Annotated in this window: 14 protein-coding genes; 6 read left to right on the forward strand and 8 right to left on the reverse strand. The window is 39.7% G+C overall.

Annotation, left to right across the window (positions count from 1 at the left end; all coding sequences use genetic code 11):
- Nucleotides 1–369: 369 nt before the first annotated feature.
- The 4 genes from cynS to AU255_RS06880 all read right to left on the reverse strand — a co-directional run bounded on the left by cynS (nt 370) and on the right by AU255_RS06880 (nt 4785).
- Nucleotides 370–810, reverse strand: a complete 441-nt coding sequence (gene cynS, locus AU255_RS06865; protein WP_080522182.1) for a cyanase — start codon at nt 808–810, stop codon at nt 370–372.
- 176 nt (nt 811–986) lie between these two features.
- Complete coding sequence (locus AU255_RS06870) at nt 987–2708, reverse strand: bifunctional protein-serine/threonine kinase/phosphatase (RefSeq protein ID WP_080522183.1); 1722 nt, start codon at nt 2706–2708, stop codon at nt 987–989.
- Nucleotides 2709–2768: 60 nt separating this feature from the next.
- Nucleotides 2769–3578: a formate/nitrite transporter family protein gene (locus AU255_RS06875; RefSeq protein WP_080522184.1), complete on the reverse strand. Its 810-nt coding sequence runs from the start codon at nt 3576–3578 to the stop codon at nt 2769–2771.
- A gap of 562 nt (nt 3579–4140) precedes the next feature.
- Complete coding sequence (locus tag AU255_RS06880; protein WP_080522185.1) at nt 4141–4785, reverse strand: outer membrane beta-barrel protein; 645 nt, start codon at nt 4783–4785, stop codon at nt 4141–4143.
- An 81-nt stretch (nt 4786–4866) separates the two neighbouring features.
- Between AU255_RS06880 and AU255_RS06885 the strand changes: the two genes are divergently transcribed.
- Nucleotides 4867–5871 (forward strand): IS30 family transposase, encoded by a 1005-nt coding sequence (locus AU255_RS06885; protein WP_143735873.1) that lies wholly within the window; start codon nt 4867–4869, stop codon nt 5869–5871.
- 39 nt (nt 5872–5910) lie between these two features.
- Nucleotides 5911–6954: an IS701 family transposase gene (locus AU255_RS06890; RefSeq protein WP_080523234.1), complete on the forward strand. Its 1044-nt coding sequence runs from the start codon at nt 5911–5913 to the stop codon at nt 6952–6954.
- Nucleotides 6955–6981: 27 nt separating this feature from the next.
- On the opposite strand, the gene AU255_RS06895 is transcribed toward AU255_RS06890, so the two are convergent.
- From AU255_RS06895 to AU255_RS06910, 4 genes are all read right to left on the reverse strand, one after another.
- Entirely contained in the window at nt 6982–7335 is a 354-nt protein-coding gene (locus tag AU255_RS06895; RefSeq protein WP_143735874.1) for a hypothetical protein, read from the reverse strand.
- Between the two features lie 445 nt (nt 7336–7780).
- Complete coding sequence (locus AU255_RS06900) at nt 7781–9511, reverse strand: SulP family inorganic anion transporter (RefSeq protein ID WP_080522187.1); 1731 nt, start codon at nt 9509–9511, stop codon at nt 7781–7783.
- A 254-nt stretch (nt 9512–9765) separates the two neighbouring features.
- Nucleotides 9766–11019: an NAD(P)/FAD-dependent oxidoreductase gene (locus tag AU255_RS06905; RefSeq protein ID WP_080522188.1), complete on the reverse strand. Its 1254-nt coding sequence runs from the start codon at nt 11017–11019 to the stop codon at nt 9766–9768.
- A gap of 84 nt (nt 11020–11103) precedes the next feature.
- Nucleotides 11104–12195, reverse strand: a complete 1092-nt coding sequence (locus AU255_RS06910) for an MBL fold metallo-hydrolase (RefSeq protein ID WP_080522189.1) — start codon at nt 12193–12195, stop codon at nt 11104–11106.
- Between the two features lie 526 nt (nt 12196–12721).
- Between AU255_RS06910 and AU255_RS06915 the strand changes: the two genes are divergently transcribed.
- From AU255_RS06915 to AU255_RS06930, 4 genes are all read left to right on the forward strand, one after another.
- The gene (locus tag AU255_RS06915) at nt 12722–13990 is read left to right on the forward strand and encodes a DUF3754 domain-containing protein (protein WP_080522190.1); all 1269 of its coding nucleotides are present in this window, start codon (nt 12722–12724) and stop codon (nt 13988–13990) included.
- A 283-nt stretch (nt 13991–14273) separates the two neighbouring features.
- The gene (locus AU255_RS06920) at nt 14274–14924 is read left to right on the forward strand and encodes a DUF2959 domain-containing protein (protein ID WP_080522191.1); all 651 of its coding nucleotides are present in this window, start codon (nt 14274–14276) and stop codon (nt 14922–14924) included.
- 617 nt (nt 14925–15541) lie between these two features.
- Entirely contained in the window at nt 15542–18781 is a 3240-nt protein-coding gene (locus tag AU255_RS06925; protein ID WP_080522192.1) for a DEAD/DEAH box helicase, read from the forward strand.
- A gap of 44 nt (nt 18782–18825) precedes the next feature.
- Nucleotides 18826–19967, forward strand: a protein-coding gene (locus tag AU255_RS06930; protein ID WP_143735875.1) for an IS3 family transposase whose coding sequence is annotated in 2 segments (ribosomal slippage) — nt 18826–19081 and nt 19081–19967 — 1143 coding nt in all. Because the reading frame shifts where the segments join, the coding sequence is not laid out codon by codon here.
- Nucleotides 19968–19985: the final 18 nt, after the last annotated feature.

Here is a 19985-nt window from a genome sequence, read left to right on the forward strand (position 1 = left end):
TGCGTTCTGTGACGCAGAACGTCACAAACTGCATTCCCACGCAGAGCGTGAGGAACGAGAAAATTTAAATTGATACTGATCTATGAATTAGAGTCTCATCTTATTTTCTTAGGATAATCGTCAAGCTTGAGCATCGAGCGATAGCAATCAAATCCTGTATTGAAAGACTGTTTTGTTGGTTATTGCAGCCAATAAAATACATCGGCTTGATTTACCCTGGAAACCGCAGTTGACCGCTATAAAACATTATCAGTGACTGAATATAAAATATAATGTTCGTAAATGCTTGTCACCTGTTGGGCGACAATACTCCGTTGCATCCGTCCTCAACTGCGGTTACCCGGTTTACTTTGCTATAAGAAATTAAGCCTACCATTTTTTATAAGGCAAAAATTTCCCGTTCATGGTGACTTTGACTCGGTCACCTTTCGGGTCTTCTACTTTATCAATATCCAAAGTGAAATCTATGGCACTCATGATGCCATCGCCGAATTTCTCCTGTATGACTTCCTTCATAGGCATTCCATAGATTTGCATGATTTCATAAAATCGATATATCAGAGGATCGGTAGGAACCAAAGGCCCAAGCCCTTTGACAGGATATTCAGTTAACTTATTAAAGATGTCTTGTTCAAGCTCAAGTGCAACGCTTATTATTGATGCTTCTTCTTCGGAAGCACTCGCTTGACGGTAAAAAAGCGCTGCGACCCAGACTTCATCTCTGTTGATAAGTTTGCCTAAATCCGCAAAACTTTTCTCTTTTTTGTTTTTTGCGGCTAACAGTTTTTGAGTTATTTCACTGGTTTCCATATTTGACTCCACTAAGGTAATAAAATGAAACGGGTTTATTAAGGGTGCAAAGCACGGACAAATAACGCCGGATTTACGTAATTTATAATGTTTGATTACAATTTTCTTGTTTTACGAAAAATCGCCTACTGTTAATACCCATATGCGCTGTTACATCATTAAGAAAATGTGCTGCCTCAGTTACTCAATAATACGCCTATAATAATTGTCAGGATTAAACAGACACCTTTCCAGAAAACCACTGGATTACGTTCCATCAGTGGCGGGCGGGTTTTATTTAAAAATTCTCTATTAGGGTGACGCAGATCAAATACAAACTCGGATAATTCCTGATAACGCTGGTATGGGTTTGGATGTAATACCTTTCTGAGTGCGTCATCAATCCACTCAGGAATATCGCGGTCATCATTAAGTAGGGTGCTATAGCTTAATTTATTTTGTGCCGCTTTAGTCCTGGATTTTGCTACTTGAGTTCCATAGGGTAGTCTGCCGGTTAACATTTGGTAACAAATAACGCCCAAAGAAAACATATCCGAGCGCACTGAGCCTGATTCTCCCAGAAAATATTCTGGTGCAGTATATTGAGCAGTACCGAGCAGATTGTTTTGTTCAATGGGCCTTGTCATTTCCATAATGCCGGCTACTCTAGTTGAACCAAAATCAATAATTTTGACCGTTCCCGTGCGGTCAATCATAATATTGTTGGGTCTTAAATCCTGATGCAGCATTTCCAGACGGTGAAAAGCGCGTAATCCTTTGGCAATTTGTTCCACTATGCCACGCACTGATTCTATCTCCGGTTTTGGATGATCGATCATCCACTGAGCTAAGGTCTGGCCATCAATGAATTCCATGACGATATAGAGATAATGACGTTGCCGGGTCTGTAAGCACGGCTTGAGTACATGTGCATTATTTATGCGTCTGGCGATCCACTCTTCCATCAAAAATCGTTCCAGATAAGCCGGGTCATCCCGAAGGTCAATGGAAGGCGCCTTTATGATGACTTGCGTATTGGTTGCATTATCCAACACCAGGTAAACGTGACTACGACTGCTGGCATGTATTTCTCTGATAATGGTGTAGCCATCAAAAGTCATCCTTGCTTCAAGTACGGGAGGAAACGGTAATCTGGTTAATTGCTGATAAATCTGATCGGAGCCCGGATCGGGTAGTTCATCAACTCTGATAATTTGCGTGGTGAGATTATCTGTACTGCCTCTTTTGTAGGCTTCTTCTACAATAATTTTAGCTGCCTTATCCAGATTATTTTGATGCTTATTTATCGCTTTGCTGATGAAATGATCAGCAGCATATTCATAAACACCATCTGTCGCTAACAGGAAAATATCTCCCTTTTCCACGGGCAGGGTTTGATAATCAATTTCAATATGAGAATCGATACCTAAAGCACGGCTAAGGTAGCTTTTATCCGGCGAAACCCACAAGCGATGATCATGGGTCAATTGCTCTAAAGCATTACCGTTCAACCGATAGATACGGGTATCTCCCACATGAAAAATATGCGCCATTGTCGATTTGATAATGATGGCGCTGAATGTGCATACATAGCCCCGGTCTTTATTAAAACGGTATTGGCTTTGCCGAGTCTGTGCATGTAACCAGGAGTTGGTTGCAATCAGAACGCGTTGTGCAGATTTCTTTACTGACCAGGCTTCCGAGGTGCAAAAATAGTCTTCTAAAAAGCCTGTAATCGCCGCTTTACTGGCAATCTGGCTGACATCACTACTACTGATACCATCGGCAAGGGCAATGGCAATTCCTTTGGTCGTTAGCAGAGGTTCCTGCGGGATGCCGATGCCATGGAAGTCCTGATTGACTTCCTTACGACCTTTGTCAGAGTATTGACCGGTGGCTATTTTTAATTGATTTGGCATAATAAAAGTTTCAGCTCTTTGTGAGCTGATAATTCATTTACTTTGATAGCAAGCTTACCGTTATAAAGCACGTTGCGGGCTAGTTCTTACATGAGTGTAATACAAGGGTAATCCAACAAATACAAAGCCGCCGACTAAATTACCCAATACAGTAGGCAGTTCATTCCAGATTAAATAGTCTGCTACAGTAAACCCACCTCCCATAATCATTGAGAATGGGAATAAGAACATATTTACAATTGAATGCTCAAAGCCCATATAAAAGAACAGCATAATGGGCATCCACATTGCCATCATTTTCCCCGTTGCGGAAGTAGAAATCATCGCACCGACAACCCCCATAGAAACCATCCAGTTACACAGCATGCCGCGTATAAAAATCGTCATCCACCCAGAAATTCCGTATTGTTTATAACCCAAGGTTCTGGCTTCACCTATTTTTCCCACTTTTGCTGCGATGGCACCACCATCAGTGCTATAGCCATAAGTCAAAATAAAAGACATCATAAAAGCAACAGCCAGGGCACCTGCGAAATTACCAATAAACACTAATCCCCAGTTGCGCAATACCTGATTTACGGTGACCCCGGGCCTTTTATCAAGAAGAGCAAGCGGCACGAGCATAAAGACGCCAGTTAACAAGTCAAATTTCATTAGATATAACATAATGAATCCAACCGGGAAAAGCACTGCACCTAATAAAGGTGAGCCTGTTTTTACTGCGACAGTAATCGCAAATATAGCCGCAAGCGCTAACGTTGCTCCGGCCATGAACGCGCGAATCAAAGTGTCTTTAGTTGACATATAAACTTTAGATTCACCAGCATCAACCATTTTGGTAACAAATTCGGTTGGTTCTAAATAAGACATAATTATTTCTCTCTAAGATAGGGTTCAAAGTTTTTTTAAGGGGGAGTTATGTAAATCGCTTTTTACATATCACATGATCAAAGCAACAACTGTTCCAAAAATAGCTAATATCTCGCTATAGTCATTGTTTTATTTTGCGCGGTACATTTTTTAATCCTAGAAACCGCAGTTGAGTACGGATTTCGTGCTCAGATTTATCCACAAAATTGTGAAGCGGTGTATAGTCACCCAACAGGTGACAAGCGTTTACGATCATTATATTTGTATATTCCGCCACTTATAGTGTTTTATAGCGTTCAACTGCGGTTTCCAGGTTAATAGAAGTACGGATGCTTTAGTATTTTTTACAAGACTATTCTTGCCTGGAGTGCGATCTTTAAGTGCAGTATAAAAAATTTATGCACTTTTGTGGGGCAGTGCTAGTGGGCAGAGAGGAACTTAGCTGATTGACTGGTTTTTTTGATTTTCTGCAACAACGGAGAGCAGGGATGTTAAATCACGTGAAAATTATTATTAATGAATATGAGAATTTGCTTTCCTGAATTTGGATTTCAGAGCAATATCAAAAGTGATATTCAACACCAATCCAGCCATTGTTATTATGGACATTACGTGTTTCATAACTAAATTTTCGGTTGCCATGCTGCCAACCGGCTTTTAGCGCAATTGCTTCAGTCATTTCATACAAAAATTCGATCTCTCCCTGATAAACATTTTCGTAGCTATCATGATGAATATCATTTTCATATGGGCTGGTATAATCATTATGTTCGTAATCAAAGATTATGTTCATGAACAGTTCAGGTAGTAGACGGAGCTTAAGTTCGGCTGATGCAAAATGATTGATATAGCCGATATCATCCTGATATTGGGCGGTTTGATCTTTATCGGTATAACCGCGTTCAAAATGATAGCCGACTAATAGCTCAATGTCAGGGGTAATAATCCACTCCAGGTGTGGACCAATGGTAAAAAACTGGGTATCACGATAGCTAAAAGGCTGGTTGTATAATCTGGCTCCATAGCGAACCAAAGCACGTAAAATAAGATGCTCAGTGAGCTCTTGTTCAAGATGTATTGCCAAAATATGATTGTTTAATTGTTCATCTACTTCGGTTTCATTATGTTCTTCTGAGCCGCTAAGGTGTTCTTCAGGTAGTGAATTCTTTCCTAAAAATAGCCCGGGAATAAAATCACCCGAATTCATATAATAACTGCAACACCTCTTTAAAGGGTTAGATGGTATAGTTTCCGTCGACTAAAACCTGAAACTAAAAAGAGGTGCTCAATGAACACGTTTAACCATCTAACCCAAGAGGAAAGATTTTACATTTATACGCAACTAAAACAAGGCGTTTCTAAGAATCAAATAGCCATCACATTGGGGCGTCATAAATCGACTATTGGACGTGAAATTACGCGTAATACAGGTCAGTGTGGTTATCGTTACAAGCAAGCTGAGAGAATAGCTAAACAACGCCATATTGATAAGCCCAAAAACATCAAGATGACGGCTGAGTTACAACAGATAATAACGCCTTTAATCAAAGAGAAATGGAGTTCTGACTGTATTTCAGGACGCTTAAAACAACAAGGTAAGGACTCCGTCAGTCATGAGACTATTTACCGTTATATTTTAGCTAACAAAGCAGCCGGTGGCGATTTGTATACTTATTTGAGGCATCAAGCCAAACCTTATCGTAAGCGATATGGAAAAAATGATTATCGCGGAACGATACCCAGCCGTGTTGATATTGATGAGCGACCACAAGTGGTTGATGATAAAACGCGTTTAGGTGATTGGGAAGCAGATACTGTTATCGGTAAAGGACATAAAGGCGTATTGGTGACGCTGACTGAACGGGTCTCAAAGCTCAACTTCGCCATCTCAATTGAGCGTAAAGAATCTGAACTAACGAAAGAGGCGATTATCAATGCTCTTGAGCCTTTTAAACGTTGGGTTCACACGATTACCTTTGATAATGGACGTGAGTTTTGTGGGCATGAAGCCATTGCAAAAACACTCGACTGCGGCACTTATTTTGCCAAACCGTATCATTCGTGGCAACGAGGTTTAAATGAAAACCACAATGGCTTATTAAGGCAATACTTCCCTAAAAAAGAACCTTTGGATAAGGTAACTCAAGATGAGGTTGATAGTGCAATTACAGCACTTAATCATCGTCCAAGAAAAGGGTTAAATTACAGAACTCCATGGGAAGTATTTTGCCAAATAACGGGGGTTGATATAAATAATAGAAGTTACGCATTGACAGTCAATGTTAAACTATAATACAGAAAAATGCCGAATCCACTATAAATCTAGACCTTGATAAGAGAAATAACCCGCCCATCAACTGCTCGTTGTACTTTACCGATGTACATAGGATTTTTGTTAAGTGAGCCTAAACAGGCTAGCTGTTGCCGGCTAGGAGAAGTTATGTCAATTTCACATGATAGCGTCAACCGATTTCTGAATCGTGAATCGTATACCGGGCGCGATTTATATAACGAAGCCAGTCCTACTTTGAATTTAAAGGGCGGAACCTTAAGTGTTGACGATAGCGTACTGGATAAGCCTCATAGTCAGTACATGGCTTTTGTCAGTCATTTTTGGTCAGGCAAGCATCACCGAGCGGTCAAAGGGATTAACCTTGTTACTTTGTACTACACGGATACTCAAGGAAAACACCAACCTGTCAATTTTCGAGTGGTAGATAAAGCCGAAGGGAAAACAAAAAATGACTACTTTCTGGATATGCTTGCAGAGGTATTATCTTGGGGGCTTGAGCCAGGCTTTGTAACAGGAGATAGTTGGTACAGTTGCGTAAAAAATCTTAAACGGATTAGAAATCATCAGATAGGATTGCTCTTTGCGCTGGAAAGTAACCGCTTGGTTTCTGTTGAAGAAGGAACATGGGTTCAAGTTAAGCAACTAGAAGTTCCAGAGGAAGGCTTGGTCGTTTGGCTCAAAAATTTTGGGTACGTGAAATTATTTCGGACAAAGTTGAAAGACCAACTTCGCCATTATATAAGTGCACTACCTAATGACGAGCAAACCAAGTCCTTTGGCAGTAGGGATTTTACCGAACAACATGATCGGCATTGGCAAATTGAGCAATATCATCGTGCAATTAAGCAAGTATGTAACATTGAGCGATTTCAGGTTCGCAGCAAAGGAGCCATTAAAAATCACCTTTTTGCTGCAATTTGTGGGTTTGTTCAATTACAAAAATTGAGCTTCGCAGAGGTCATTAGTAATTGCTATAGCGTGCAAAGAAATTTATTCAAAGATATCATGGCTTCATTTATTGAGACGTTTATGCCAAATATAAGCCATTTAAACCCAGAATTTCAACCTGTCGTCAATGCGTAACTTCTAAATAAATCACAGGGTGTTGCATTAATTGCTTGAATTCGCGTCATAATACAGTTTTAAATTTGTATTTTCAGCGAGTTCCTGTTCAATGGCAAACTGGAAAAAACCATGAGTGTAGTCTGAATGATCTTGAAAAATATATCCGCCAGCATCAAGAGACATTACAAATTCTCCCAGATTATTTTCAGTACCCCAGCTGATGTTGGCATTAGGTTCATAGACAAAATCAGAACCCTGGTCTGGCTCATCTACTATAGGTTGGGTAGGGTCCTCCTCTAATGAAAGACGGCGTGTGACTGAAAACAGGCCGACATCATCTGTATAGTAGGTACTTAAATCAAAACCTCCAGACCATTCGGCTTGTGCTGTATTGGACATTGCCAGGCAGCCAGCCAGTATTGATATTCGGCGGATAAGGGGGAAAATGTATGCCTGCATAGTATTAGCGCTTCGTTATTAGCATAATCTTGACGCTGAATTTGCAAATACAGTTCCGGAGAAATGTCTATTGTTTATGACGATAAATATCATACTTAATATCAATCGTAAAATCACCATATCCTAATATCAGGATTATGCATATACCCCTTTGGCTATACTCAAGGCCTCGTTATTTCTGCAGACTTTTAGCAGGATTCCAGGTAGATAAGAAAATAGATTCCCGATAAAATATTTCGGGAATGACCGGCTACTTTTTTAATATACTGAATTTAATGCTTTTATTCTATAGTAGCTGCAACTAATACGTAATCAGGAAAGCGAAAGGAACGATGAGATTCGGTCAGGGTATTTATAACTGATATTGATATATACCTAGATGTTATCAGGCACTAAGCTGTTCTACTGCATCAATCGTCTGAAAAAACACCAAACCTGGGCTTAATTGATCAAGCAGATCAGTTTGATTCAGTTTATCAAGCACTGGGCCTTTGACTTCTGCTAAATGCAGTAGGATATGTTGTTTTTTTAACGTGTTAATGAGATTTTCCAGAGCTTCAAAAGCAGTACTATCAATATAGCTGACAGAAGAAAAAATTAATATGACATGTTTTAACTCTTTATTATTGAGAGTTTCCTCTTCTATAAAATCGATAATATAGCTGACATTCGCGAAGCTGATATTTTCATCGATTCTAATCAATAGTAGTTTTTTCCATGTTTCTACCTGATGACGCTTTATATTCCTGAAATGTTGCGTCGCTTTTATGCGCCCTACAACTGCAATATGCGGATGGCTGGTGCGGCGTAAATAACATAATATGGTAATGATAACGCCCAGGGCAATGCCTTTTTCAATGCCTAGTGCGAGTACTCCAAGCAAGGTAATTAATTCGGCAATACCATCGCCTGGATCATATTTCCAGGTGGTAATGATTTTACGTAATTTTATTAGAGGAAAAATAGCGATGAGGATAACTGCGGCTAAAGCGGCTTTAGGCAGGTAGGTGAATTGTTCGGCAAAAAAGATAACCGTGATGCTGAGTAGTACCACGGCAATTAACATAGCCATTTGCGTGCGTGCACCGGCAGTGAAATTAACCATGGTACGACTAAACCCGCCCGCAACTGACATGCCGCCCGAAAATGCTGTTGCCAGATTAGCAGCACCTAAGGCAATCAGTTCCTGATTAGGGTTGATCTTCTGGTTTCTTAAATTGGCGGTGACTTTGGCAATAGCGACGCTTTCAACATAGGCAATAATGGCGATAAAAGTAGCGCCGGGTAATAAGGCTTGCCATTGAGTGATGTTGCTGAAAAATGCAAAACTGATATTTGGCAGGCCGGGTTGAATTTCACCGACAATAGAGACATTATGCAAGTCTGACAACTGATAAAATTTAACCAGTAAAGTGGTCATGATAACGGCTAATAAAGGTGCGCTTTTACTGAACCCGATGATCATGTTTGGTCTAACTTTAAATTGTTTAAGCAGCATTGCCAAAGGCGAGCCAAAGGACAGTAATAGCAAGATACTAAAAAGACTTAGTCCCACAGTATAGTGATTGAAGTGTTGAAAATAGTCGCCATAGCAGGCCAGGTCAAGGCCACATTGAGGTTTTGATAAACCGAGTAAGTGCGGAATCTGACTTAATACGATCAGTATTGCTGCGCCACTGGTAAATCCTGTTAGTACCGGGTGACTGATAAAATTTACTAGCCCCCCCATGCGTAGCATGGCCATGAATAATAAAATAAAACCACCTTCCGCAGCCAGGATAATGGCATTTTCAACAGTGCTGCCTAATTCTGTGATTTCTGGTGCAGTTAAAACACTGGCGATCATAATGGCGGCGATAGAAACAGGACCTACTGATAAAGTTTTGCTGGTGCCTAAAAGAGCGTAAATAAGTGGAGGCAGGATACTGGCATATAAACCGACTTGTGGTGGAAGCCCAGCCAGCATTGCATAGGCAATGCCTTGGGGAAGCAACAAAATAGCTGTAATAATACCAGCAAAAATATCACCGCTCAGATCTTCCCGGGTGTAATTTTTTAACCAGACTGAGATAGTGAAGTATGTGTTAATCCATTTGCTGGTTTTTGGTAAAGCCATGAAAGTTATTATGATTGTTTGGGAAATGAGTAGTGCAGGTTTATTGATTACTGTGACACGTTAACTTTCGTTTGCAACAAAACAGCATCAAATCTGTAGGGCGGCTGTAGCTCGCTAATGCCAGAGAGGGCATTTAAAGGCGGGCTTAAGCCGCGCCCTACACATAGTTATGTCCCATCTTAAAGTAGATCATCACCAAAGCTGGCTGATGACAAAAGACAAGTTAGACTCGGGTATTATTGAATTCTCGCTGCTTAGTCTTCTTTGGTCAGATTCTCCACGTAAGAGGCTTTATGTGGAATATCAAAACGTATACCTTTAATCATGATATGCCAATATAACCACGGAAAGCCGAATGTTTTCCCAAACCACCACAGACGGCTATTTGTTCTGGGATCAAGAAAAGGGAATGAAGGCGTTACTTTACCGCCATAGGCAAATTCAGCTAACATCACCATGTTTAATGATGTGGTTAGCGGACAAGAGCCATAACCATCATAGCCGTCAATAACTGATTGATTCTCCAACAACTTGAGAATGTTATCGACAACTACAGGCACTTGTTTTCTGACTGCAGCTGCTGTTTTAGCGTTTGGTGTTGACGTCACATCACCTAATCCAAAAATATTGCTGTATTTGTTATGCTGTAAGGTGCCTTGATGAACATCAACCCAGCCAGCTTCATTTGCTAAAGGACTTGTTTTGATAAAGTCAGGGGCACTTTGCGGAGGGGTGACGTGTATCATGTCAAATGCTTTAGTCACTGTCGATTTAAGACCATCAGCATCAGTTGCTTCGAAGGTTGCTGTTTTAGCTGCGCCATCAATGGCTACTAAATTATGATTAAAGTGAGTGGTAATCCCGTAATCTTTAACCACTTTGCTCAGTGCTTTGGCAAAGAAAGGCACACCAAACATCCCCGGGCCAGCATTAAGGAATTCCACATTAACTTTATCTGCTATACCTTTTTTGCGAAAACGGTCAGCCGCCAGATACATGATTTTTTGCGGCGCACCGGCACATTTGATAGGCATAGGTGGCTGGGTGAATAAGGCATTTCCTGACTCTATTTTTTGCAAGACTTCCCAGGTATATTCCACAGTATCTGCAGAATAATTACTGCAAACACCGTTTTTTCCTAATGTTTCAACTAACCCCTCAATTTTATTAAAATCCAGTTGCAGACCAGGGCAGACGACTAAAAAGTCGTAACTGATAACGTCACCGGATTTTAAGGTGACTTTATTTTCTTCAGGCTGAAAACTCTCGGCAAAATCCTTAATCCAGGTCACACTTGAATGTATCAGATCCGCTTCGTTTTTGCTTGCTCGTTTCAGCGTATAAGCGCCGCCGCCAATAATAGTAAAGCCGGGTTGATAGTAATGTTTCTCAGACGGTTCGATCAGGGCAATATCAATCGTTGCATTTTTACGCCGCATATTATTTGCTGTAGAAACACCTGCAGCGCCTCCGCCAACAATAAGAATAGAATGATGTAGTTCAGACATATTTCCTCGCTTTAATTATTATTTTTAGTTTTAAGGTGATGATTAACAACACCTATTAAAGTGCTGCTGATCCGATAATACTCGCTATAGTTGTTGTTTCCAAGCCTCATAGCCACCGGCAATCGACAGCACATTGGTGTAGCCCATACCTTGCATAGTATTGGCAGCTAAAGCAGAGCGTTTTCCAGTGGCGCAATAAACAATGATTGCAGCCGATTTGTCGGTAAGTTCAGCTATCGAATTGATTTTAAACTCTAATACACCTCTAGGTAACGGGATTGCATGGTCAATATGCCCCGCATTAAACTCGCTTTCTTCTCTTACATCGACAATATTGACAGCGCTATTGGCTATAATCTCTTGTGCTTTGAGTGGCTCAATTTCGGTTATGTTTTGTTTGATTTGCTTGAGCAGGTCTTCCATATTGGACATTTTGCGTTTAGGATCCGAGCCTGCAACGCGATTCTCGGCCGCTTGATTGGCAAGTTCTTCATCTATACCGCAATAACGGTTAGCTGGAACTGCCATGTCAATTAGCTTAGGTTTGGGCAGGTTCAGCTTGGCCATAATATCCATAAATTCTGCTTTGGTTTTTCCAGCTATCCGCGAATTGCTACTGCGTTCCTGGGCAATATTACTAATCCAGTGTCCTTTATAGTCATGTCCCGGGTAAACGATAGTTTCATCAGGCAGGGTAAATAATCGTTGCGTGATACTGTCATATTGAGCTTCAGCACTACCGCCTTGAAAATCAGTGCGACCACAGCCATCAATAAATAGCGTATCGCCAGTAAAAACTCGGTCTCGCCATAAAAATGAAATACTACCGGGAGTATGCCCTGGAGTAGCAATAACTTTGATATTTTCACCTTTGCCGAACTCAAATACATCACCATCCTGGATTTGAATATCTGCACCGCTTGCACCACAAAGCGAACTTACGGCGGTTTTAGCGCCTACTTTTTGTCTTAATTGTCCACTTGCGGTGATATGATCAGCATGTACATGAGTTTCCAGTGAGTACTTTAAAGTAAGATCATTTTCTTGCAATAAGTTGAGGTACTCGTCTAAGTGTGTATCTACAGGATCAATTAAAACGGCTTCTTTAGTATCCTGGTCAGCAATCAAATAAGTGTAAGTACAGCTTTCTTTATCAAATAGTTGTTTAAACAGCATGGTTATAGCTCCTGATGTTATGAATAGGGTTTGGCGCGATGTAGAGATACTGGTGATCTATAATATAATAAAACTCTAATATATGGAATTGTTTTTGATGCTTCACCTGAAAACGTTGGCAACCAGGCGTAAGCGAAGTGAAGATTTTTAGTCCCTGCTTAACTTTTGCCGTGTTGTAGACAACGATGCCTAAAATAAGCTTGCGTAAAAATATGGATTCCCCCCGAATCTGTTAGAATTCGCTAACGATATTTTGGAATTTATACAATATGATACTCATTATGTTAAATAATATCTGATAACTTGCCGATCTACTTAATGGTTTACCAAAAAAAACAGTGCCCTGTAGTGTGTGCAATAAAGTTAAATTAAGCAAAAAAATAATACGAATTTAAAACATTTAAACTGTTTCTACTTTCGATATATCCAGAAGAGTAGACAGCAAAAAGATCTATAACACTCTATTTACCTTAAAGTTAACCCGGGTAGATAATGATTTATTAAATAGACAGGAAACGGGAAACGTATGCAGAATAGCACCCACTATCAAGCCGATGTACTGGAACGTTTTATACCTATTAGTTTAGATAGACTGATCAGTGATTTATTAACTGCAGAGTTATTGCCCGCAGAGCAGCACAATGCATTTAAACAATTCTGTTCAACCTATACCTCTTTATTCCACGCTCAATCCCACACACACCTACAGGATCTGAAGCGACTGTATTTACCGTTTAATCCCGATCGGGATACCTTAATGACTGCGCAGGAAAATACCAGTACACAGCTAACGCATTTAAAAGAAAAACTTTATTTGATTTTGGAAGATGCTAACTACGAGCAGATTTCAGAAGCGGATTTGAATGAGGCACTCAATAAAATTTCTCCTTACGGCGTGCAAGTTTCCGTTGATTTTGGAGATTTCGCTGAAGTCGCTTTGTTTTATCGTGGTTCAGCTATACAGCAAAAACTATATCGAAACTGGAAAAAACTCAGCTTTAAAAAGCAACCTATTGATATTCTAATTTATCGACGCTTATTTGTTTTGCTACAGCCAAAAAACCGCCAGCAATGGATAGAACATTTTATTAATAACAAAAAAATGTCGGTACAAAAAGCTGAAAAAAAAGCCGATGCAGCATTAAAGGTCTTTGGTATAAGCAATGACAATGATGTTGTGTATTTAAAATTATTTAAAGATATTCCACGCGAAGATCTGGAAATGCAATTTCCCAATACACGCATACAAATGCGTCTTTTTGATAAAATTAAATTAGCAGTAACCGGAGGCGGGGGAACCGCTGGCGGCGTAATGGCAACGATTGGTAAACTCAGTGCTACTATTGATCCAATCTCCGCACTCATTGCTATCGGTGGTTTATTGGGGCTGTTATGGCGACAAATCGCCAAGATTTTTTCGCAGCGAGCTAAATACAGTGCAATGTTAACCAAGAATCTGTATTTTTACAGTTTGGATAATAATATGGGCGCGCTGACCTATTTAGCGGATACCGCTGAAGCTGAAGAATCTAAAGAAGCAATACTTGCATACTTTTTTTTATTGCTTGCTGGCGAAACTAGCCGGGCCAATTTAGATCAAAGTATTGAAAACTATATACATGAAAAATATGCCATTCCCATGGATTTTGAGATTGATGATGGCTTGGACAAACTACAACAATCAAATTTACTGTCACGTTGTGATCAACTGATTAATGCAATTCCATTAGTTGAGGCAAATAGCCGATTAAGACAGCAATGGGATCAGGTGATTGATAATAAAGTTTTTGTTTAAACGAGGATAAAAATTTTAGAAGAAACTGCATATGAGATCAAGGGGTGTGCCAAAGGGATAGTCAGTAAATATATAAAACAATGAGATATATTTATCAAGATCAAAGGAGATCAATAGAGTCTCTGACCCTTTGGTTTCCTTTGGTTCTATTGGTTACTATGGATTAGAAAAAGTACGTGCTATCAGTGCTCCATTTTTACAGGAGTGAAGTAAAGCAGTCGGTATTCAAAAAATGATTTAAAGCCTGACAACACAATAACTGTTTATACACAAAGGAATATTTATGAAATTAAAATATTTATCACTACTCGTTATCCTGAGCACTGCGGCATTATCCGGTTGCTCAACAATGTATTACAACACGCTCGATTCCATGGGTATCCCCAAACGGGACATCATGGTACACCGTGTTGAAAAAGCACGCGATACTCAAGAAGAGACCATGGAGCAATTTCAAACAGCCCTGGAACAATTCACCGCGGTGACCAATTTTGATGGCGGGGACCTAGAAAAAGCCTACGATAAACTTAACAAAGAATACCTTGCCAGTGTCGATAAAGCGCAGGAAGTTAATAAACGTATTAAAGATATTGAAGACGTTTCTGGCGCACTATTTAAAGAATGGGAACAGGAACTCGATCAATACAGCAGTGCGTCTTTAAAAAGAAGTAGTCAACAACAACTCAATCAGACACAAGAGCAATACCACCAGCTTATTGCCGCTATGAAACGGGCAGAAAAGAAAATAGATCCTGTTTTAGTAATTTTCAAAGATCAGGTTTTATATTTAAAACATAATCTCAATGCCCAGGCTATTTCTTCTCTGAAAGGCGAATTACGGACTATTGAATCAGATGTGTCAGTACTGATTGATGCCATGCAACAATCTATTAATGAAGCTAATTCATTTATCAATACAATGGAAAAGAAATAAGTTTTGGATTCACAGGCAATGACTTCTGCGGGTGCAGGCTGTATGGCAACACTGGATGCCGAGAAATACCCGGATGATTTAGCAGGTTAAACAATAAAAATGGGCGGAACGAAGTGTGAATTAAAAACCACAGAGCAAAGCTGTTAAAGCCTATAAACAATTTGTTAGCCAGGGGCGCGGACAGTCATCGCCTTGGGAGGCTTTGAGAAATAAAGTGTTTTTAGGTAATGAGCATTTTGTTGAATCTATGCAGTGTTTGTTAAATGCAGAACAGGACTTAAGCGAAATCCCAAGGGCTCAACGAAGGAGGATTGTCAAACCACTGTCTGAATATGCTGAAAAATATATTCTAAATGACGCTTCCACGATTAGTGGAATTATTAATAATCATAGTTCAAATACCTGCCCCCTTTCTCTTCCGAAATGGCTATCTTCACCAATTATCTGAAGCTGATAGGACAGAAATAATTGATAAGCACTCAATATTAACAGTTGAAATGAAAAGTTTACTGAAAATGAGAATTTAAACATATTTGCGTCTGTATGCCTCACACCACTCATGGTTTTTTAATGATATAGTTTGATTAAAATATTCTAAAGTATAAATATAAAACTTAATGGCAACATTCTCTAACTTTTTAAGTTCATTTGACCCTGAAAAAAAGGGCATCCAATTTGAACATTTCGTTAAGTGGTTTCTAAAAAATGACCCTGAATGGTCTACACAAATTGATCAAGTTTGGTTATGGGACGAATACCCAGACCGATGGGGACGTGATTGTGGTATTGATCTTGTTTTTAAACATAAAAATAACGATATTTGGGCAGTTCAGGCAAAATGCTATTCTCCTGAGTATTCTATCAGCAAATCTGATGTCGATAAATTTCTAAGTGAATCAAATCGAACAGGAATTGATAAAAGGCTATTAATTGCAACGACAGATCAAATGGGCCAAAATGCCAAGCAAGTCTGTCATGCTCAAGAAAAGACGGTTACACATTTTTTCCTTTCTGATTTTGATCAAGCTGCAATTGAATACCCTGAACACATATCTGCACTCAATACCGCAAAACGAAAATCACGACCGATCCCTCGACCACACCAGATAGAGGCCATTGATGCTGTAGAAAAAGGCTTTAAAAATAATGGACGTGGTCAATTGATCATGGCTTGTGGCACGGGGAAGACATATACAACACTCTGGATTAAAGAACGCCAGGCGGCTGTATCAACACTGGTATTGCTCCCGTCACTCGGATTATTATCACAGTCGTTAAGAGAATGGACATATGCTGCGAATACACCTTTTGATGTTTTATGTATATGTTCAGACCAAACCGTGGGCAAGCAATCAAGTGAAGATGACATAATTCACTCTGTAAAAGACCTCTCATTCCCTGTTACATCGGATATGCATATCATCAGCCAGTTTTTAAAAGGTTCTGGTAATAAAGTTATTTTCTCAACCTATCAATCATCTCCTATTATTGCTGATGCTCAACGTGATAATAACATTCCAGAGTTTGATTTAGTGATTGCCGATGAAGCGCATCGCTGTACAGGTAAAGCTGGAAGCGATTTTACGACGATATTAGATCAATCCCGAATCAGAGCAAACAAAAGATTATTCACAACAGCAACGCCAAAAACTTATTCTGCAAATCTAAAAAAGAAAGCTAGTGAAATGGGCGTGGATGTCACAGGAATGGATGATGAATCTGTTTTTGGCAAAGTCCTGTATGCCTTAACATTTGGTGAGGCCATCAAGCGTAAATTATTAACCGATTATCAGATGGTACTAGTTGGTGTTGATAATCCGATGATAGCGCAATGGATACAACAAAGTAAACTGGTAAAAACAGAAGCTGGTGACACACAGGATGCAAAATCATTAGCATCACAAATAGGGCTTATTAAGGCCATTAAAGACTATGACCTGAAGAGGATGATCAGTTTTCATAGTCGGGTAAATAGAGCAGAAACATTTGCCTCAGAGATACAGAATTCGATTGATTTAATCGAGGAAGAATACCGTCCTGATGGGAAAATCTGGGCTGACTTTGTATCCGGAAAAATGACTACCCATAAAAGACGCTTAAAGCTTGATCAACTCAAAAGCCTTACTATAAGTGAGCGTGGACTATTATCGAATGCAAGATGCTTATCTGAAGGGGTTGATGTTCCCTCACTGGATGGTGTGGCATTTATAGATCCAAGAAGTAGTCATGTTGATATTATCCAGGCAGTTGGCAGAGCCATCCGCTTAAGCGATGACAAGACTATTGGCACCATTATTGTCCCTGTATTTATTGAAGATGGGGATAATATAGAATCATCCATGCAATCCAGTCACTTTAAGCCTGTATGGGAAGTGCTGAATGCCTTGAAATCACATGATGAAGTGCTGGCATACGAACTGGATGAATTTCGTACTAATTTAGGTAGGGGCAGTAATTTAGCTAATTCTGAAAAAAGTTTTTCAAAAATTGCTTTTGATTTACCTACTACGATAGATGAGTCATTTTCAGAATCATTAAAAACATATCTTGTTGAAAAAACCACATCGTCCTGGCATTTCTGGTTTGGGTTGTTGGAGGTGTTTGTTGAACAAGAAGGTCATGCAAGAGTTCCTAGCAAATATAAAACAGCAGATGGATTTAAATTAGGTAATTGGCTCAGTAATCAAAAGGCAAAGAAAAAGTCATTAACTGATGAACAGCTTTCAAGGTTGGAATCATTAGAGGGCTGGGTTTGGGATGTATCAGCATTTCAATGGGAAGAAGGTTTTTCTCGTTTAGAACAATATGTTCAACAGAAAGGGTATGCACGAGTGCCTTCAAACTATAAAACATCGGATGGATATAAATTAGGTGGTTGGGTTAATAATCAAAAGACGGTGAGAAAGTCTTTGACTAATGAACAACTTTCAAGACTGGAATCGTTAGAGGGCTGGGCCTGGGATGTGTCAGCATTTCAATGGGAAGAAGGTTTTTCTCGTTTAGAACAATATGTTCAACAGAAAGGTCATGCACGAGTTTCTAAGGAATATAAAACAGTAGATGGATATAAATTGGGGCAATGGGTCAGCACTCAAAAGCAAAATAAAACACAGTTAACAGCAGAACGGATAACCAAATTGAAATCGTTAGAGGGCTGGGTTTGGGACTTGTTGGAGTTTCAATGGGAGCAAGGCTTTTCATATATAAAAAAATACGCCCAAGAGCATGGCCATACAAGAGTTTCTGGTGATTACAAAACAGCAGATGGGTTTAATTTAGGTAATTGGGTCACTAATCAAAGAGCTAAAATGGGACAATTAACACCTGAAAGACTTTCAAGACTGGAATCGTTGGATGGCTGGGTTTGGGGTGTATCAGCATTTCAATGGGAACAAGGTTTTAATTATTTAAAGTTGTATACTCTACAAAAAGGTCACGCAAGAGTACTCTGGAATTATAAAACATCAGATGGATATAACCTGGGGCAATGGGTTAATATGCAAAGACGTAATAGGCACCAATTATCTTCGAAACAAATTTCACTATTAGAGGCGTTAGATGACTGGGTTTGGGGGTTATTTGATTTGAAATGGGAACAGGGTTTTTCTTATTTAGAAGAGTATATTTTACACGAAGGTCATGCAAGAGTTTCTGGTGATTACAAAACAGCAGATGGGTTTAATTTAGGTAATTGGGTCACTAATCAAAGAGTTAAAAGGAGGCAATTAACACCTGAAAGACTTTCAAGACTGGAATCGTTGGATGGCTGGGTTTGGAGCTTACTAGAGTTTAATTGGGAGCAAGGCTTTGCTTATCTAGAAGAATATACCTGTAGTGGTCTAATAATCCTGTACTAAACGATAGGAGTTTATAATAACCCCTTAATCAAAGATGCAGACCAATGAGTAAACGAAAAAGTTATACAACAGAATTTAAACATGAAGCGGCCAGTCTGGTATTAGATCAGGCATATTCCATAAATGATGCTTGCGAAGCTATGGGCGTTGGAACTACAGCAATGCGCCGTTGGGTCACTCAATTAAAAGAAGAGCGTCATGGTGTTACGCCAAAAGGAAGCCGAGCGATTACTTCTGATCAGCAAAAGATTCAAGATTTGGAAAGTCAGATAAAGAAACTAAAGAGGGAGAAAGAGATTTTAAAAAAGGCTTCAGCTCTCTTAATATCGGACGTGTATCAATTTTAATGCTAATTGATGAGTTAAGAGAGCAATACAAACAATGCGAATTATTGCAAACATTTGAGATGAGTCGTAGTAGTTACAACTACCACCGTAAGCATGCAAACAAGGCAGATCCTGAGCGAGACAGGTTAAAATCCAAGGTTATTGCGTTACATGAAGCGAGCCGCAGTTCAGCGGGGAGTCGTACCCTTTCTGCTCAATTAAAACAGCAAGGTGAATCTGTTGGACGCTTCAAAACACGGAGTTTAATGCAAGAAGCGGAGCTGACAAGTAAACAGCCAGGCGCACATCGTTACAAGGTGGCTGAAAAGCCATCAAACATAGCGGATAACCACTTAAACCGTGAATTTTCTACCGAACTGGCTAATCAAGTTTGGTGTGGTGATGTCACCTATATTTGGTCGGGTACAGGCTGGATATATTTAGCATTGGTGATTGATTTAAATGCGCGCCGTATCGTGGGGTGGGCTTGCTCAACTAGTCCTGACTCAGTATTGACTACACGAGCGTTAAAATTAGCTTATGCGGCTAGAGGAGAGCCCAAGAACTTGATGTTTCATTCTGATCAGGGGTGCCATTACACCAGTAAGGTATTCCAGCAGCAATTGTCGGAATATGAGATCAAGCAAAGCATGAGTCGGCGTGGTAACTGTTGGGATAATGCACCGATGGAGCGTTGTTTTAGAAGCTTTAAATCTGAATGGATGCCTAAGACTTTTTATTCATCTTATGAACAGGCAGAGAAAGATATTATGCAATACATCAAGTATTACAATAGTTTCCGTGTACATAGTTATAACAATTATTTAACCCCAATCCAAGCGGAGAAAGAAGCCGCTTAAAAAACCGATCGTTATGTA

The organism is Methyloprofundus sedimenti, assembly GCF_002072955.1.
GTDB lineage: Bacteria > Pseudomonadota > Gammaproteobacteria > Methylococcales > Methylomonadaceae > Methyloprofundus > Methyloprofundus sedimenti.

Coding starts and splice junctions, on each gene's coding strand:
- AU255_RS06895 (WP_143735874.1), bottom strand. CDS start 7,335: ATGTCCAATACAGCACAAGCCGAATGGTCTGGAGGTTTTGATTTAAGT.
- AU255_RS06880 (WP_080522185.1), bottom strand. CDS start 4,785: ATGAATTCGGGTGATTTTATTCCCGGGCTATTTTTAGGAAAGAATTCA.
- AU255_RS06885 (WP_143735873.1), top strand. CDS start 4,867: ATGAACACGTTTAACCATCTAACCCAAGAGGAAAGATTTTACATTTAT.
- AU255_RS06870 (WP_080522183.1), bottom strand. CDS start 2,708: ATGCCAAATCAATTAAAAATAGCCACCGGTCAATACTCTGACAAAGGT.
- AU255_RS06915 (WP_080522190.1), top strand. CDS start 12,722: ATGCAGAATAGCACCCACTATCAAGCCGATGTACTGGAACGTTTTATA.
- AU255_RS06920 (WP_080522191.1), top strand. CDS start 14,274: ATGAAATTAAAATATTTATCACTACTCGTTATCCTGAGCACTGCGGCA.
- cynS (WP_080522182.1), bottom strand. CDS start 810: ATGGAAACCAGTGAAATAACTCAAAAACTGTTAGCCGCAAAAAACAAA.
- AU255_RS06905 (WP_080522188.1), bottom strand. CDS start 11,019: ATGTCTGAACTACATCATTCTATTCTTATTGTTGGCGGAGGCGCTGCA.
- AU255_RS06910 (WP_080522189.1), bottom strand. CDS start 12,195: ATGCTGTTTAAACAACTATTTGATAAAGAAAGCTGTACTTACACTTAT.
- AU255_RS06875 (WP_080522184.1), bottom strand. CDS start 3,578: ATGTCTTATTTAGAACCAACCGAATTTGTTACCAAAATGGTTGATGCT.
- AU255_RS06900 (WP_080522187.1), bottom strand. CDS start 9,511: ATGGCTTTACCAAAAACCAGCAAATGGATTAACACATACTTCACTATC.
- AU255_RS06925 (WP_080522192.1), top strand. CDS start 15,542: ATGGCAACATTCTCTAACTTTTTAAGTTCATTTGACCCTGAAAAAAAG.